The sequence below is a fragment of the Pseudomonas sp. Q1-7 genome (genome assembly GCF_028010285.1).
GTDB lineage: Bacteria > Pseudomonadota > Gammaproteobacteria > Pseudomonadales > Pseudomonadaceae > Metapseudomonas.
Window position 1 is genome coordinate 3202005 of record NZ_CP116304.1, and the last position, 13586, is coordinate 3215590.

Annotated in this window: 12 protein-coding genes and 1 pseudogene; 5 read left to right on the plus strand and 8 right to left on the minus strand. The window is 67.0% G+C overall.

The window, feature by feature from the left end; translation table 11 throughout:
- Positions 1 to 131 precede the first annotated feature (131 nt).
- Positions 132 to 662, plus strand: coding sequence for a glyoxalase superfamily protein (locus tag PJW05_RS14755; RefSeq protein WP_271407763.1), 531 nt, complete (start codon positions 132 to 134; stop codon positions 660 to 662).
- 51 nt (positions 663 to 713) lie between these two features.
- Here PJW05_RS14755 and PJW05_RS14760 read toward each other — a convergent pair.
- From PJW05_RS14760 to PJW05_RS14770, 3 genes and pseudogenes are all read right to left on the minus strand, one after another.
- Positions 714 to 1070 (minus strand): annotated as a pseudogene (locus PJW05_RS14760) (MarR family transcriptional regulator); the annotation flags it as partial.
- A gap of 58 nt (positions 1071 to 1128) precedes the next feature.
- The gene (locus tag PJW05_RS14765; RefSeq protein ID WP_271407764.1) at positions 1129 to 1557 is read right to left on the minus strand and encodes a DUF1801 domain-containing protein; all 429 of its coding nucleotides are present in this window, start codon (positions 1555 to 1557) and stop codon (positions 1129 to 1131) included.
- 71 nt (positions 1558 to 1628) lie between these two features.
- Positions 1629 to 2168, minus strand: coding sequence for a cysteine hydrolase family protein (locus PJW05_RS14770; RefSeq protein ID WP_271407765.1), 540 nt, complete (start codon positions 2166 to 2168; stop codon positions 1629 to 1631).
- 502 nt (positions 2169 to 2670) lie between these two features.
- Here PJW05_RS14770 and PJW05_RS14775 point away from each other — a divergent pair.
- Complete coding sequence (locus tag PJW05_RS14775) at positions 2671 to 3024, plus strand: DUF1428 domain-containing protein (protein WP_271407766.1); 354 nt, start codon at positions 2671 to 2673, stop codon at positions 3022 to 3024.
- 158 nt (positions 3025 to 3182) lie between these two features.
- Here the strand turns inward: PJW05_RS14775 and tssA are convergent, their stop codons facing one another.
- From tssA to PJW05_RS14800, 5 genes are all read right to left on the minus strand, one after another.
- Complete coding sequence (tssA, locus tag PJW05_RS14780) at positions 3183 to 4262, minus strand: type VI secretion system protein TssA (RefSeq protein ID WP_271407767.1); 1080 nt, start codon at positions 4260 to 4262, stop codon at positions 3183 to 3185.
- Entirely contained in the window at positions 4259 to 8080 is a 3822-nt protein-coding gene (locus PJW05_RS14785; RefSeq protein ID WP_271407768.1) for a type VI secretion system protein, read from the minus strand. The genes tssA and PJW05_RS14785 overlap by 4 nt, the downstream gene beginning before the upstream one ends.
- On the minus strand, positions 8077 to 8847 hold the full coding sequence (locus PJW05_RS14790) for a DotU family type IV/VI secretion system protein (protein ID WP_271407769.1): 771 nt from the start codon (positions 8845 to 8847) through the stop codon (positions 8077 to 8079). Before PJW05_RS14790 ends, PJW05_RS14785 begins: the two co-directional genes overlap by 4 nt.
- An 18-nt stretch (positions 8848 to 8865) precedes the next feature.
- Entirely contained in the window at positions 8866 to 10200 is a 1335-nt protein-coding gene (gene tssK / locus PJW05_RS14795) for a type VI secretion system baseplate subunit TssK (RefSeq protein WP_271407770.1), read from the minus strand.
- A 65-nt stretch (positions 10201 to 10265) separates the two neighbouring features.
- Positions 10266 to 10739: a type VI secretion protein gene (locus tag PJW05_RS14800; protein WP_271412229.1), complete on the minus strand. Its 474-nt coding sequence runs from the start codon at positions 10737 to 10739 to the stop codon at positions 10266 to 10268.
- A gap of 206 nt (positions 10740 to 10945) precedes the next feature.
- Here PJW05_RS14800 and tssB point away from each other — a divergent pair, with 206 nt between their 5' ends.
- The 3 genes from tssB to PJW05_RS14815 all read left to right on the plus strand — a co-directional run bounded on the left by tssB (position 10946) and on the right by PJW05_RS14815 (position 13580).
- Positions 10946 to 11494, plus strand: coding sequence for a type VI secretion system contractile sheath small subunit (tssB, locus tag PJW05_RS14805; protein WP_271407771.1), 549 nt, complete (start codon positions 10946 to 10948; stop codon positions 11492 to 11494).
- Between the two features lie 30 nt (positions 11495 to 11524).
- Positions 11525 to 13003: a type VI secretion system contractile sheath large subunit gene (gene tssC / locus PJW05_RS14810; RefSeq protein WP_271407772.1), complete on the plus strand. Its 1479-nt coding sequence runs from the start codon at positions 11525 to 11527 to the stop codon at positions 13001 to 13003.
- A gap of 79 nt (positions 13004 to 13082) precedes the next feature.
- On the plus strand, positions 13083 to 13580 hold the full coding sequence (locus PJW05_RS14815; RefSeq protein ID WP_271407773.1) for an Hcp family type VI secretion system effector: 498 nt from the start codon (positions 13083 to 13085) through the stop codon (positions 13578 to 13580).
- The last annotated feature ends 6 nt before the right edge of the window (positions 13581 to 13586 follow it).

The following is a 13586-nucleotide window of genomic DNA, read 5'->3' on the forward strand; positions in this document are numbered from 1 at the left end:
GCTGTTGCTGCCTGCCGCTCGCCCCGTCCGGGAAGGTGAAAGCATCGTTCGACAACCTCCAATCCTGGCCCTCTTGACCGTCGAAGATTGGCAATGCGAGCACAGGTACACTTCGACCCTCTGGAGGAACCATGCCGTCCATCAACCAGGCCAAGCAGATGGCCAAGCGGCTGCGAGCGCTGCTAGCGGCGCGCGATCACCCACTGCCCCACTCCGCCGCCCTCGAACTGGTCGCTAACCAGCTCGGCTACAAGGACTGGAACACTGCCTCTGCAACACTCCCCGAAGAACCGGCACCGCAGGACATCGCCTTCGAAAGGCCGATTCCCATCCTGCGCATTTTCGACGAAGCCAAGGCACGCGAATTCTATTGCGGCTTCCTGGGCTTCAGCGTCGAGTTCGAACACCGCTTCGAGGCCGATCTGCCGCTCTACATGGGCATCACCCGGGCGGGGCTGCAGCTTCACCTGTCCGAGCATCATGGCGATGCCAGTCCGGGCGCGACCCTTTTCGTCCCGATGCGGGACATCCACGCCCTGCACGATGAACTGATCGGCAAGCGCTACTCGTACGGGCGGCCCGGAATCGTCCAGCAGAATTGGGGACAGGTGATGGAAGTCTACGACCCCTTCGGCAACCGGATCAGGTTCTGCCAATACTGATCCCCTTCCAGGCCGGGCCCGGAAGCCCCGGGCTCGCGGCCTGGAGCGGCATCACTTGCTACGTTTCGCCTTGCCGCCCGGCTGGATGAGGTTGTCGCGCAGCGCCGCAATCGCCTTCTGCATCTGCACGAACTCATCCGGCATCAGGCCGGTGGAGGCGTTGAGGCCGGTTTCCAGGCGCCGCTCCCGCAGCTCCCGGCCTGCCTTCGTCAGGTTGACCCGCACCTGGCGCTCGTCCTGGGGGTCGCGCTGCCGATTGACCAAGCCCATTGCCTCCAGCTTCTTCAGGATCGGCGTGAGCGTGTTCGATTCGAGGTAGAGCTTTTCCCCCAGGCTGCTGACGGTCTGGTTGTCTTCCTCCCACATCGCCACGACGGTGATGTACTGGGTATAGGTCAACCCGAGCTGATGTCTTGAACAACCCGACTACAGATCGCATGCGAGTCTATCGGTCGTGCCTCATCGTCTAGGATGCGCCTCCGACCGCCCGCTTCGCCGTATTGAACGCCACGGCTGCGAGAATCAGTCCCTTCAACGCCGGCTCGTCGATCACGTCGCCCTCATGGAGGTCGATGGCGCGCCGGGTGCTGCCTTCGAGGCTGGCGTTGAACAGTCCCGCGGGGTCGTCCAGCGCGGCGCCCCTGGCGAAGGTCAGTTTCACCGCTTGCTTGTAGGTTTCGCCGGTGCAGACGATGCCGGCATGCGACCACACCGGCACACCCCGCCACTTCCATTCTTCGACGATATCCGGGTCGGCCTGCCTGATGACCGCCCGGACCCGCGCGAGCAGCTCACCCCGCCAGTCCCCCAATTCCGCGATTCTTGCGTCGATCAGCCGGGCGACTGCATCCGCCGACGCCCCCGCGTGCGTGTCATGGATGTCTTTTTTTGCCATGGTCGGATTCCTTTTCCTGCATGATCACTCGCCCGCCAGCCCGATGGCGGCGGGCCAATCGAGGGTGGCCGTCACGCCTCCATCCACACCGCCTGCGCCGGGACCACCTGCACCCGCACACCGAAGCTCGAGATGCTGCCAAGCACCGCATTGTGGTGGGCGATGATCTGTGCCGCCGGCAAGACGGCGTTGTCTTGGGTGGAATGGGCATCCGCCGGCAGCACCACCGCATAACCCAGCGCCAGGGCGCGGCGCACAGTCGTGTCGACGCAGTAGTCGGTCTGCAGGCCGCAGACGATCAGGCGCTCCACGCCGCACTGCTGAAGCACCCCTTGCAGTTCGGTGTTGTGAAAGGCGTCGGGAGTGGTCTTGCGCAGACGGATATCCTGCGGCGCAACGGCCAGGTCATCCGCCAGTTGCCAGTTGTCGCAGCCGTACTGGAAATCGCCTGTAGGCTCTTCATGCTGAATGACCACGACGGGAATGCCGACGGCGCGCGCCCTGTCACCAAGGCCATTGATCGCGCCGATCACCCGGTCGATCTCAAAGGCGGCGTACTGGCCGGCGCTGATGGCGCGCTGGACGTCGATGATGAGCAAGGCGGTGGTCATGGGGAGTGCTCCGTGCACGAGAAAAACCAGGAGATTAAGACGGCGTTGGAATTGGCGCCAGCGGGTTGAGGAGAAGACCGACCTCAGCCGCGCGGTCAAGATTCGTTGGGTTTCGTTCCTCTACCCAACCTACGACGCTGTCAATGCCATCCCGCGTGGTTGGCTGATTCCCTGTAGGTGGGTGCGGGCCACGCTGGTCCGAGGAGCGTGGCCTAACGCGCGCTCAACCCACGCCCACTATCTGCCAGAACAGGAAGCTCGCCTGGGTGGGGCAAATCCCAAGCTCGAAGCCCACTCGGCAATCAGCCAGAGGCAGAATCCCAAGCCCCCTCACGCCATCTTGCCAATCCAGTGTGAAGTCGCCGCCCGTCGGCTAGCACCTCATCGCCCAGGCAACCCTGTCGAATCACGACTACCTGTATCGACTCTCAATCAGGCCTACCGGACGAATCGGTCCGGCCACTTCCCATCGACCGAATGGAATCCAGACAGGAGATCGATCATGACCTATGTAGATGGCTTCGTAGTCGCCGTCCCCACCGCCCAGCGCGAGGCCTACCGCAAGGTGGCCGAAATGGCGGCCGGGGTGTTCAAGGAATGTGGCGCCCTCAGCATCGTCGAATGCTGGGGCGACGACGTGCCCGAGGGCAAGGTGACTTCCTTTCCGATGGCGGTGCAGCTCAAGGAAGACGAGACCGTGGTGTTCTCCTGGATCACCTGGCCTTCAAAGCAGGTTCGGGATACCGGCATGCAGAAGGCGATGGAAGACCCGAGGATGAAACCCGACCCGAGCACCATGCCCTTTGATGGACAGCGGATGATCTATGGCGGGTTTGAAGTGCTGGTGAGTGCCTGAGGTGGGCTGAATCTGGCGGTGGCACCAACCCTGTGGGAGCGATTTCAATCGCGATACAGGTCGCAGACCTGCCTTACCAGCTCCGTCGGGACGGCTGCGCCGTCCTTTCGCGAATGAATTCGCTCCCACAACAGAAAGGTGCACCTCCGCGCTGACCGCTACTTCAACACCCCCAGCAGCTTCCACAGGCGGCGTGCTTCGCCGTCGGCGCTGATCAGTTCGTCCAGCAGGTTACTCAGGGGCTGGTTGCCCCATTCCACCGCGCGGCGGATCACGTAGGGCACCGGGCTGTGGGGTTCGGTGCGGGCCAGGTAGTCGGCGATCAGCGCGAGCTGGCGGTAGGCATCCTCGCGACTGGCCGGTACTCCGGTGAAGACCGTCGTGGCTTCCGCTTCCGCGGCGATGGTCGGCTCCGGCGGGGCTTCAGGCGCTGGCGCCGCAACCGGCGGCGTGTGGGGGTGCATGGGCGTGAACTCCTGCATGAGCGTGCGGATGGCGTTCAGGGTCTGCTGCAAGGGCGCAAGACTGGGCGCCAGGTCGCCGAGCCAGCCATCGCACCAGGCATCCAGGCGCGCCAGCTCGGCCAGGCTCGCGTCCATGGCCTGGCGAACCCGCGTGAAGCTGGCGGATGGCATTTGCCGCAGGGTTTCATCGAGCTTGCGTTGCTCCAGCCGCGCCGCCTCGGCGGAAACCTTGTCGGCCTTGCTGTCGCTGGCTTGCACCTGGCGTTGTTGCAGTTGCTGCCAGCCATGCAGGGTCAGGTGGGCCAGCTCGGAGTGATCGGCACCGAACAAGGGTGAGCGGGTCAGGATGATTTCTCCGTAGCGGCGCACCATCCATTCCAGGGGCGCCACGCGCCAGGAGCGGTCGTCCGCTTCCGGCTGCGGGTGCAACTCGTCCGGGTAACGCTCGCAGAGCCCCGCCAACAGCCCCAGGGCCGGCGCCAGACCGTCGAGGCCACTGCGCAGCAGCCAGGCTTCGCCAAGCCAGGCCGCGAGCATCAGGTCCTTGCTGCGTTCACGCAGCAGTTCGCTCGCCAAGGCCTCCACCGCCGCCCAGTCGCCCCGCTTGAGGTCGGCCTGCCAGACCCCGGCCGGCAGGCTGGCGTCGTCTTCCCGGCGCAGCTCGCGCAAGCGGTCCCAGGCCGGGTCGTAGCGCAGGCTGGGGCCGCAGGGTTCGGGGCCGGGGATGGGCGCCAGCAATTCGTTGGCAGGGCTTTCGGTCATCGGCAGGCTCATGGCGTCACCTCGGTGCTGACCAGAGACGTGGCGTGGCTTTCGCTGAACGGCGAGCGCGGCGCCTTCACCGGCAACGGCTGGATCGACAGCGGCAGCTTGCCACCCTGGGTCATCAGCGACAGGCGCATGAACATCAAGGCCTGCTGGTTGCCACCGGGGGCGCCACGCACCGGCACCTGCAGCGTCAGGGGGAAGTCGGTGTAGTCCATGCTCGGCTGCCGCTGCAGTACCACATGGGCGCGCATCAGCCGCAGCAGCGCCCAGGGCCCGCGGTATTCCCAGCCGGCCTCCAGGTCGGCCACGGCCATGCTCGGCTGCAGCGGATCGATGCTCGGCCGCTGGCTGCCGTCCTTGGCCCAGCGCAGCAGGAGTTGCATCGGGTCGCCGACGCCCCAGCGCAGGCGCTGCGACTCCCCGGGGTAAACGATCTGTTTGTCGCCGGCGTGCAGGCCCCAGGCGATGACCTGATCGGCGCCGCGCTCGTCGTCGCGGTCGGTCCTCCAGCGCACGTCCAGCTCGACGCCCAGGGCGCCGGACGGATCGCGCACGAACAGCGGCCCCAGCCAGGTGCGCGCCTGTTTCAAGCGGGCAAGGAAATCCTCCGCCGCCGGCCGGTCGCCGGCCCGGCTCCACTTCAGGCCCTCTTCGGCCTGCGCCAGGCGACTGTCGATCAGCTCCACCAGGTGCTGCACCCGCGCCGGGTCGGCATCCTCTGCCTGCAGGCTGTAGGCAAACGGAAAGCGGTCCGCCAGGTACTGGTTGAAGTAGTCCGCCAGGTCGTGCCAGGCCAGCGCCGCACGCTGCTGCTGCAACTGGTTGCAGCGCTGCGCGGCCTGGTCGCGCAGGATCCGGGTGCGTCGCGCCAGGTCACCGGTGCCGCTGGACAGGGTCGCAGTGGCCAGCACCTGGGTGCAGGAGCCCAGGTCCATGTCGATGAAATCGCGGCTCACCAACTGCTCGAACAACGCCGGCGAACTGGTGGGGTTCTGCGCCTTGTACTTGGCCATTTCGTCACTGAGGCTGGCCAGGCGTGCCACCCGGTCCCGTTCGGCGCCGGACAACCCGTGCTGCTCGCGCAGCCAGGCCAGGGGCGGTGCGGCACTCTCGCTGCTGGCGAGGATGACCTCGAACTGCCCGCCCAGGCTGTGCTTCAGGTCCGCCACGTCGCTGGCGCGGAACAGCAGCAGGCCCAGGTTGCGGCTGCCGTCCCACTGCTGAATGTCGAAGCGCTGGGTGAACACGGGCAAGGCGTCGATGCCGGCCAGGGCCGAATCGACATCGCTCATGGCCATGCGGTTCAGTTGACTGCGCAGGGCACCGGCCAGGTCCGTGCGATTCAGTGCCAGCAGGGCGTTGAGCACCTGCCCGGCCTGATCCACCGGTACATCGAAGGCCTTGCCGGCGCTGCCCTGTGGGCCCGGGGTGGAGGCGCCGAGGCTCGACCAGATGGCTCGCGCGGCCGCTTCACCGGCGGCCTTGAGCAGGCCTTCACGGTAATCCGGAGGAATCTGCGCCAGCTCCTGGCCGACGAACGCGTGGTAGCTGTCGACGACGTTCTGCGCCTCGGCCAGTGCGCGCGCATCGACATGACGCAGGGCTCGGACATCGGGCTCGACGGCGTCCCGGCGCAAGGCCACCACGACGAAATCGCGCTTGAGCAGGCCCTTGATCGCCTTGGCCAAGGCGCCGATGTGTTCCTGCAGCATCAGGGTGCCGCCGGCCTGACGCTGCAGGAGGTTGGCGCGCGAGCCGACGCCGGCGATCCACTGCCCGTGGAAACCCTTGCGCAGGCGGCCGGCCTCGGCGTTGAGGTTCTGTTCCACCGCAGGCCCCAGCAGGCTGCTCTGGCGCACGGTTTCCATCAGGTTGCGGTAACCCGGCACCAGTTCCTCGCCGTTGCTGTGGCTCCAGGCGGAATTGGTCAGGGCGATCAGGTCTTCCAGGTTGTCGATCAGGCTGTTGATCTCTTCCAGCTCGGCCAGCGTGTTGCCCTGCCCACCCCGCAGGCTGTCGAGGTGCAGCTTGAGGTAGCCCGCCGGGCGCACGAAGTTCTCGGCAAGGAAGTACTGGGTCAACCAGAGTTTCATCAGGGCCTGGAACTGCTCGCTCAAGGGTTGGCGCCGGGCCTGCAGGTCGAGCGGCGCCAGCCCCGGCCCACCCAGGCCGCGCAGGGCGCGATCGTAGTAGGCGCGGCGACGCAGGTCGGCGCTGTTGAGTTCCAGCCCCAGAGCGCTGTTGCCCAGCTGTACCAGCGGCTCCAACACACCCTTGTCGCCGGAGAGGACATCGGCGAACAGGCGGTTCTGCTGCTCCAGGGCGGCGGCGCCATAGGCCAGGTTGCGCGCCTTGACGTAATTCGGCCACTCCTCGGGCTGCTCGCCTTCGACCTGGGTGCGCCGGTCGCCGATGCGGATCGCCAGCAGCCTGTCCAGCTCCCCGCGCTGCATCTGCGCCAGGGGATGCAGGGCCTCGCTACGCGCCATGGCGCGCAGGACCTTGTCCATGCGCCCGTCGAGGTCGGAGAACCAGGACGTGGGAAAAACCAGCGAATCGAAGTGCCAGCGCGGCGCATCCTGCAACAGGCGCCAGAACCCCAGCAGGTTGCGCCGCGCCTGCTCCTCGCTGCGCGCCGGGTCCTTGAACGCCACATGGTTGTTCTGCGCCACCTGCAGCACGCGGGTCAGCTCGCGGGCGTCGCGCTGGCCGTCATGCCAGACCCAGAGCATCCCCAGCAGCCAGAAGGCGCCGATAACGGCCGCCGTGCCGGCGATCACCTTCTGCCAGCGCTGGCGCAGGCGCAGGATACGCGGCACCGCCTGGGCGAGCCCCTGTTCGGCGAGGAAGCGCTGGCCCCACAGCGAACGCGCGAACACCCCGCGCGCTGGCGGCAGGTCCTGGCTGGCGAGCTCCCAGGGATCGGCGTCGCCGGCGAAGACCTGCGCCGAGCTGAAGTAGAGCCCCCGCAGGCGGGGCGCCTCGCCTTGGGCGTTGCCCTGGAACACCGGTTCCAGCAGCGCCCGCAGCTCGCCCCGCAGGCCGTCCAGTTCGCCAGGCAGGCGGTAGAGGTCTTCGCCGAGTTCACCCTTGAGGGCGCCGATTTCGAGAATCGCCGCCTGCAGCCCCTGGATCACCTGGTCCAGCGCATCGTCCAGCCAGTAGCCCTGCCAGCCCGCTTCCAGGGCATGGGGCGAGGACCAGCCCAGGGCCCGCTCATGGCCGTCCTCCGGCAAGGCGGCCACCAGTTCCTGGAAGCCCGGCAACTCCTCCAGGCCGGTAACCAGCACATGCACCGGCAGGCTCAGCCCCAGGCGCTGCAACAGCTCGCCGAAGCGCCGACGCACGGCGATGGCGTCAGCCGCCAGTTGCCCATTGTCCAGCAGCCGCGCCAGCGGGAGGGTCCAGATCACGCCGTCCAGCGGGCGCTGCCCGCGCAGCCGCAGCAGCATGCCAAGCAGGCGGCGCCAGGCGAAGGCCGGGGCAGTGCCGCCCTCCTCCGGCAGGAACAGCCCCTGGGGCACCACCAGCAACGAGCCGTCCGGGTCGGCCCACCAGCGGCCGAACCAGGCCGGGCGCCCGACCGGGGCCAGTTGCCAGTCACTACAGAGCTGCCCGCCTTCCCGTGGGTCGCCCACCAGCAACAGCCAGGGCGTCTGATAGCGGTCGTGACTGCCCTGGTCGTGCTCCATCTTGCGCACGGCCGTGTAGAACGTGCGGATCGCCGCGCCGGACTGGGTGCGCAGCCACCAGAAGAGCGCGGCCAGCGCCAGCAGGAGCAGCAGCACGGCCAGCACGATCAGCGCGATGGCGAAGCCGCTCATTCCGCGGACTCCCCGTCTTCCAGGGTCACCGACAGGTGCAGGACGGGGTCCAGTTCGGCCTGGATATCCCGCCACAGCCAGTGCCCCAGGGCGGTCAGCAGCAGCGCGCAGCCGAGGATCGCCAGCCCCAGGCGCAGCCCATCCGGCAACGCCCGGCGCAGGGGCAGGCGCAGCGGCGCCGCCCGCGTCGGGCGTTCGAGGCTGTGCAGGGCGCCGCTGCTGACGGGCTCGCGCTGCCAGGCGAAGGTGAACAGTGCCTGCCGCCAGCGTTCGTGGGTGGCCTGGCCGCGCTCGCCGCGCAGTTGCCCACGGAAACCGAGTACCAGGCATTGCAGATAGACGTTGGCCAGGTCGCGCGTGGCCGGCGCACGCTCCTTGAGCAGACCACGGATGGCCATGGGCAGGCGCTCTCCGGCATTGCGCGAGCCGTACAGGCGCGCCTCCAGCGGCCGCTCCTGCCAGGCCAGGTGCCCCGCCCAGTTGCCGAACAGCAGGGTCTCATCCAGCAGGGCGACGAAGGCATAGACCATCGCCTTGACCTGGGCCGCCGCCGGCTCGCCGACACTGGCGAACGCGCTGCGCCAGAGGCGGCGGACGATGCGGGTGGCGGTCTCGGCGGTGCGCTCCACCAACTGGCCGTCGCTGTCGTCGGCGTCCTCCAGCTCATCCCAGGCATCGCGCCATTCCAGCCAGGCCTGGCGGAAGGCAAGACTCAGGGGCGCCTCGCCGAACTCCGGCGGATACAGGGCCACACTCCTTTCCGACATGTGCGCATCCTTGGCTGGTCAGACGAATTCATGTGCGTTGGCGACGAACAGCACCACTTGCCAGGGGCCCACCAGGGCGGCCTGGCCGGGCACCACGAGGCTCAGCTTCTGCTCAGGGTCGAACCATTCGCCGGCAGCCTGGATCACGAACAGCCGGGTGTCCTCCCCGACGCTGTAGGCGACCTGTTCGGCGCGGCTCATGGACTGGTGCGCCAGCCCGCTCATGCGCTGGCGGGCCAGGGTGGGGACATGCTCCTGGGAGGCGATGATGGCCTGCCCCAGCCAGAAGAACGCCGCCTGCTCGCCGGCGCCCGCCGGCATGCGCAGGCCGATCACCAGGCGCTGGCGGCGCGCCTCGGTATCCGGCAACTGGATGGTGAAGCCCTGTTCCGTCTGCTCGAAGGTCAGGCAGCGGTAGCCCACCCGCACGCGGGTCAGCGCATTCTCCAGCCAGTCGAGGACTTCGTCGTAGCCACGTTTCAGGTCGAGGAAATCCAGCGGGGCGAACGCCGGCACCCCCGCCACCGGGTCCAGGGCGCACCAGGCACCGGCCATCCCCACCAGCAGCCCGTGCAGGCGATCCGGTGCGGCCACGCGGCTGTTCAGCGCCGCCTCCACTTCCGGCAGGCGGGACCAGAGGGCGGCGAGCTGGCGACGCACTTCCACCATGTCGTCGTGGTTGCCCGCCTGCTCGGCCTGGCGCAGGCGCCCGGCGAGGAACAGGCACTTCTCCCGGCTGCGGGCGCAGAGCGCCGCGACGGCGCGGCCGAGCACGGATTCGGGAAGGATGCGCGGGGTAGGCGCGACGTAGGACTGGCGGACGAAACCGCCGCCCTCCTTGGCTATCCGCAGCAGCGGCAGGCACACCGAATCGGCGCGGCCGCTTTCGGTCACCAGGCGCGCCGCCGGGCGCCAGACCAGGATCGGCTCGGGGTGTTCGCCACTGGCCAGGTCCGGCACCGCCTCGCCCACCGCCGATTGCAGGCGCCCGCGCAGGGGCAGCACCTGGCCACTGCGGCCGAGCGGATTGACGGCGAGGAAGACGGTGGCGCTGGCGGTCGCGGACTGGCCGACGGCGGCGCTGACATCCAGCTCCAGCACCGTGCCGTCGCCCGGCTTCACGCTGACCGGCAAGCCATCGGGAAGGATGGCCTCGAGGGCGAGCACACGCACCAGGCCGGCACTGAGCGCGGCGGGGTCGAGTTCAAGTTGGGAGATGCCCCAGAACCAGGGATTGCCGGCTTGGGCGAACTGGGCGGCGAGCACTTCCGCGCGCAACCCTTGCAACTGGAAATGCTGGGGCAGCAACTGCATGCCCTCGTGCCAGCACACCGCGTCAGGCAGAACTTTCATACCACTCCCCTTCGACGTCCAATGTTGTCGCGAGCGTGACGCCCCGTGGTTTCAGGGGCCCTTCGTCACTGCTCGTTCTCGCTCAGCAAGCGCATTTCCCTGCTATCGAATCGCAGCCAGGCACGGCTCTGCTCATCCAGCCGCAGGCGGTGAGCACCGGGACTGTTATAGCCGGCGAAGACCAAAAGTCCAGCCGCGCTGTCGCCCGCAAACGGGAACTCGCGGGCTTCCATGAACTGCCCGGGAACCAGTTCCAGGCTCCAGACGGAAAACTGCTGGCGGTAGTCGCGGCGGTACTGCTCGCGATCGCTGAACCATTGCCGCGCCGAGAGGACGGAAAGCACCTTCAGCAACTCCGGATCACGCACGGCGATGAAGTCGACGGCGATGGGCGTGTCGTCGTTGGCGCGCGCGGCGACGTCCAGGGTGAGCACGTCGAGCTGCACGCTCGGGCCGAAAACCCGAGCGCAGCCGCCCAACAGAAAAGCGAGGGCGAGCACGAAGATTCTCGAAGTCAAAATGAACCGTCCCTGTTCCATGGTGGTCAGACTCTGGTTTGCATTTGCAAATTTATAGACCTGTTCTAGCGTGTTTGAGTAGTTCGTCGGACCGGCGAACGAGAGGGATCGCCAAGGACAGGCTTGCGTGTAGTTCCCCCCTGTCGACCCGTGATCCAGCAAGGGAGTGCGATGACAGGACAAGTCCGGTGCATTGCGCTCGAGGCATCGCACTGGAGCCCACCAACATGGCCGAAAGCACGCAGCACAAACTGGACCGGGTTCGCCCGCCCCGGGTACAGATCACCTACGACGTCGAGATCGGCGACGCCATCGAGAAAAAGGAACTGCCGCTGGTCGTGGGCATCCTCGCCGACCTCTCGGGCAAGCCGGACACCCCCCTGCCCAAGCTCACCGAGCGTCGCTTCACCGAGATCGATCGCGACAACTTCAACCAGGTACTCGCCTCCATCGCGCCGCGCGCCACCCTGCAGGTGGACAACACCATCACCGGCGACGGCAGCAAGCTCAATGTCGAGCTGCGCTTCAACGACATGGACGACTTCGATCCGGTCAACATCGTCAAGCAGATCACCCCGCTGCGCCGTCTGTTCGAGGCCCGCCAGCGCCTGCGCGACCTGCTCACCAAGCTGGACGGCAACGACGACCTCGACAAGCTGCTGCAGGACGTGGTGAGCAACACCGAAGGCCTGCAGGAGATCAAGTCGGCACGTCCCGAAGCCGAATCCGCCGCCCCCGAGGGCGAAGGCGAAGCACCGGCCGAACCCCAGGCCTGATCGAAGAACCGACTTCCCGGAGGAATCGCCATGGCAACAGAAGCCGGTGCGAACAGCGAGAGCACCACGCAGACCCTGACCCTGCTCGACCGTATCATCGCCGAGGGCCGCATGGCCCATGACGACAGCCAGCAGGACTACGCCCGCGACATGCTCGCGGAATTCGCCACCCAGGTCCTCGACGAAGGCATGGCCATCGACAAGGACACCGTGGCCATGATCAACGACCGCATCAGCCAGATCGACGAGCTGATCAGCGCCCAGCTCAACGAAGTCCTGCACCACCCCGAGCTGCAGAAGCTGGAAGCCTCCTGGCGCGGCCTGCACCTGCTGGTGCAGAACACCGAAACCAGCACCCGCCTGAAACTGCGCCTGCTCAACGTCACCCAGAAGGAACTGCAGACCGACCTGGAGAAGGCCGTCGAGTTCGACCAGAGCGCGCTGTTCAAGAAGATCTACGAAGAGGAATACGGCACCTTCGGCGGCCACCCCTTCAGCCTGCTGATCGGCGACTACAGCTTCGGCCGCCATCCCCAGGATGTGGCCCTGCTGGAAAAACTCTCCAACGTCGCCGCCGCCGCCCATGCGCCCTTCATCGCCGCCGCCAACCCGAAGCTGTTCGACATGAACGCCTTCACCGAGCTGGCCGTCCCCCGCGACCTGGCGAAGATCTTCGAGAGCCAGGAACTGATCAAGTGGCGCAGCTTCCGCGAGAGCGAGGACTCGCGCTACGTTTCCCTGGTCCTGCCGCATTTCCTCCTGCGTCTGCCCTACGGCCCGGACACCCTGCCGGTGGAAGGCATGAACTATGTCGAGGACGTCAACGGCACCGACCACTCCAAGTACCTCTGGGGCAACGCCGCCTGGGCCCTGGCCCAGCGCATCACCGAAGCCTTCGCCAAGTACGGCTGGTGCGCAGCGATCCGTGGCGCCGAAGGCGGCGGCGCGGTGGAGGGGCTGCCGGCCCACACCTTCCGCACCAGCTCCGGCGACCTGTCGCTGAAGTGCCCCACCGAAGTGGCCATCACCGACCGCCGCGAAAAGGAGCTCAACGAGCTCGGCTTCATCGCCCTCTGCCACAAGAAGAACAGCGACCTGGCGGTGTTCTTCGGCGGCCAGACCACCAACAAGGCCAAGGTCTACAACACCAACGAGGCCAACGCCAACGCACGCATCTCGGCCATGCTGCCCTACGTGCTCGCCGCCTCGCGCTTCGCCCACTACCTGAAGGTGATCATGCGCGACAAGGTGGGCAGCTTCATGACCCGCGACAACGTGCAGACCTACCTCAACAACTGGATCGCCGACTACGTGCTGATCAACGACAACGCACCGCAGGAGATCAAGGCGCAGTACCCGCTGCGCGAAGCACGGGTAGATGTCTCGGAAGTCGCCGGCAAGCCGGGCGCCTACCGGGCCACGGTGTTCCTCCGGCCGCACTTCCAGCTGGAGGAACTGACCGCCTCGATCCGCCTGGTGGCCAGCCTGCCGCCGCCGGTAGCGGCCTGACCCGCACCGCCCGCCGCTCGACGCGGCGGGCGGGCACGCCTTTTTTCTTCAGCTTTTCCCGACTCAGGAGTTCCCAGCGATGGATGCGATCATTCTCGACCTCGGCGACGACATCAAAGGCGACAGCCTGCTCGAAGGCTTTGCCGACAAGATCGAGCTGATGTCCTACAGCCACAACGTGGCCATGCAGGTCACCAACGACGTCAGCAACTCGGAACGCACCTCCGGCAAGCCGCACGTCGGCGAGTTCACCGTCACCAAGTTCATCGACACCTCGACCCCGTCGCTGAACGAGTACTGCTGCGCCGGCAAGCCCATCACCACCGCCAAGATCACCATCGGCCGCAACGCCGCCGAAGGCGACGGCAAGCTGCTGCCCTTCATCGTCTACACCCTGGACAACGTGGTGCTCTCCAATGTCAGCGTGAGCGGCGGCGCCGGCGGCAAACCGGTGGAGACCCTGTCGATGAACTTCACCAAGATCAAATGGGAGCTGACCGCGCAGAAGGACGATGGCACCAAGGAAGGCACCGCCGCCTCCACCTGGGACCTGGCCGCCAACAAGCTGGTCAAGTAAGGACGC

Excerpts from the sequence above, each read along its gene's own strand:
- tssB (WP_271407771.1), top strand. The coding sequence starts at position 10,946 with ATGGCCGAAAGCACGCAGCACAAACTGGACCGGGTTCGCCCGCCCCGG.
- PJW05_RS14755 (WP_271407763.1), top strand. The coding sequence starts at position 132 with ATGCCGTCCATCAACCAGGCCAAGCAGATGGCCAAGCGGCTGCGAGCG.
- PJW05_RS14800 (WP_271412229.1), bottom strand. The coding sequence starts at position 10,739 with ATGGAACAGGGACGGTTCATTTTGACTTCGAGAATCTTCGTGCTCGCC.
- tssK (WP_271407770.1), bottom strand. The coding sequence starts at position 10,200 with ATGAAAGTTCTGCCTGACGCGGTGTGCTGGCACGAGGGCATGCAGTTG.
- PJW05_RS14785 (WP_271407768.1), bottom strand. The coding sequence starts at position 8,080 with ATGAGCGGCTTCGCCATCGCGCTGATCGTGCTGGCCGTGCTGCTGCTC.
- PJW05_RS14775 (WP_271407766.1), top strand. The coding sequence starts at position 2,671 with ATGACCTATGTAGATGGCTTCGTAGTCGCCGTCCCCACCGCCCAGCGC.
- PJW05_RS14815 (WP_271407773.1), top strand. The coding sequence starts at position 13,083 with ATGGATGCGATCATTCTCGACCTCGGCGACGACATCAAAGGCGACAGC.
- tssA (WP_271407767.1), bottom strand. The coding sequence starts at position 4,262 with ATGAGCCTGCCGATGACCGAAAGCCCTGCCAACGAATTGCTGGCGCCC.
- tssC (WP_271407772.1), top strand. The coding sequence starts at position 11,525 with ATGGCAACAGAAGCCGGTGCGAACAGCGAGAGCACCACGCAGACCCTG.
- PJW05_RS14765 (WP_271407764.1), bottom strand. The coding sequence starts at position 1,557 with ATGGCAAAAAAAGACATCCATGACACGCACGCGGGGGCGTCGGCGGAT.
- PJW05_RS14770 (WP_271407765.1), bottom strand. The coding sequence starts at position 2,168 with ATGACCACCGCCTTGCTCATCATCGACGTCCAGCGCGCCATCAGCGCC.
- PJW05_RS14790 (WP_271407769.1), bottom strand. The coding sequence starts at position 8,847 with ATGTCGGAAAGGAGTGTGGCCCTGTATCCGCCGGAGTTCGGCGAGGCG.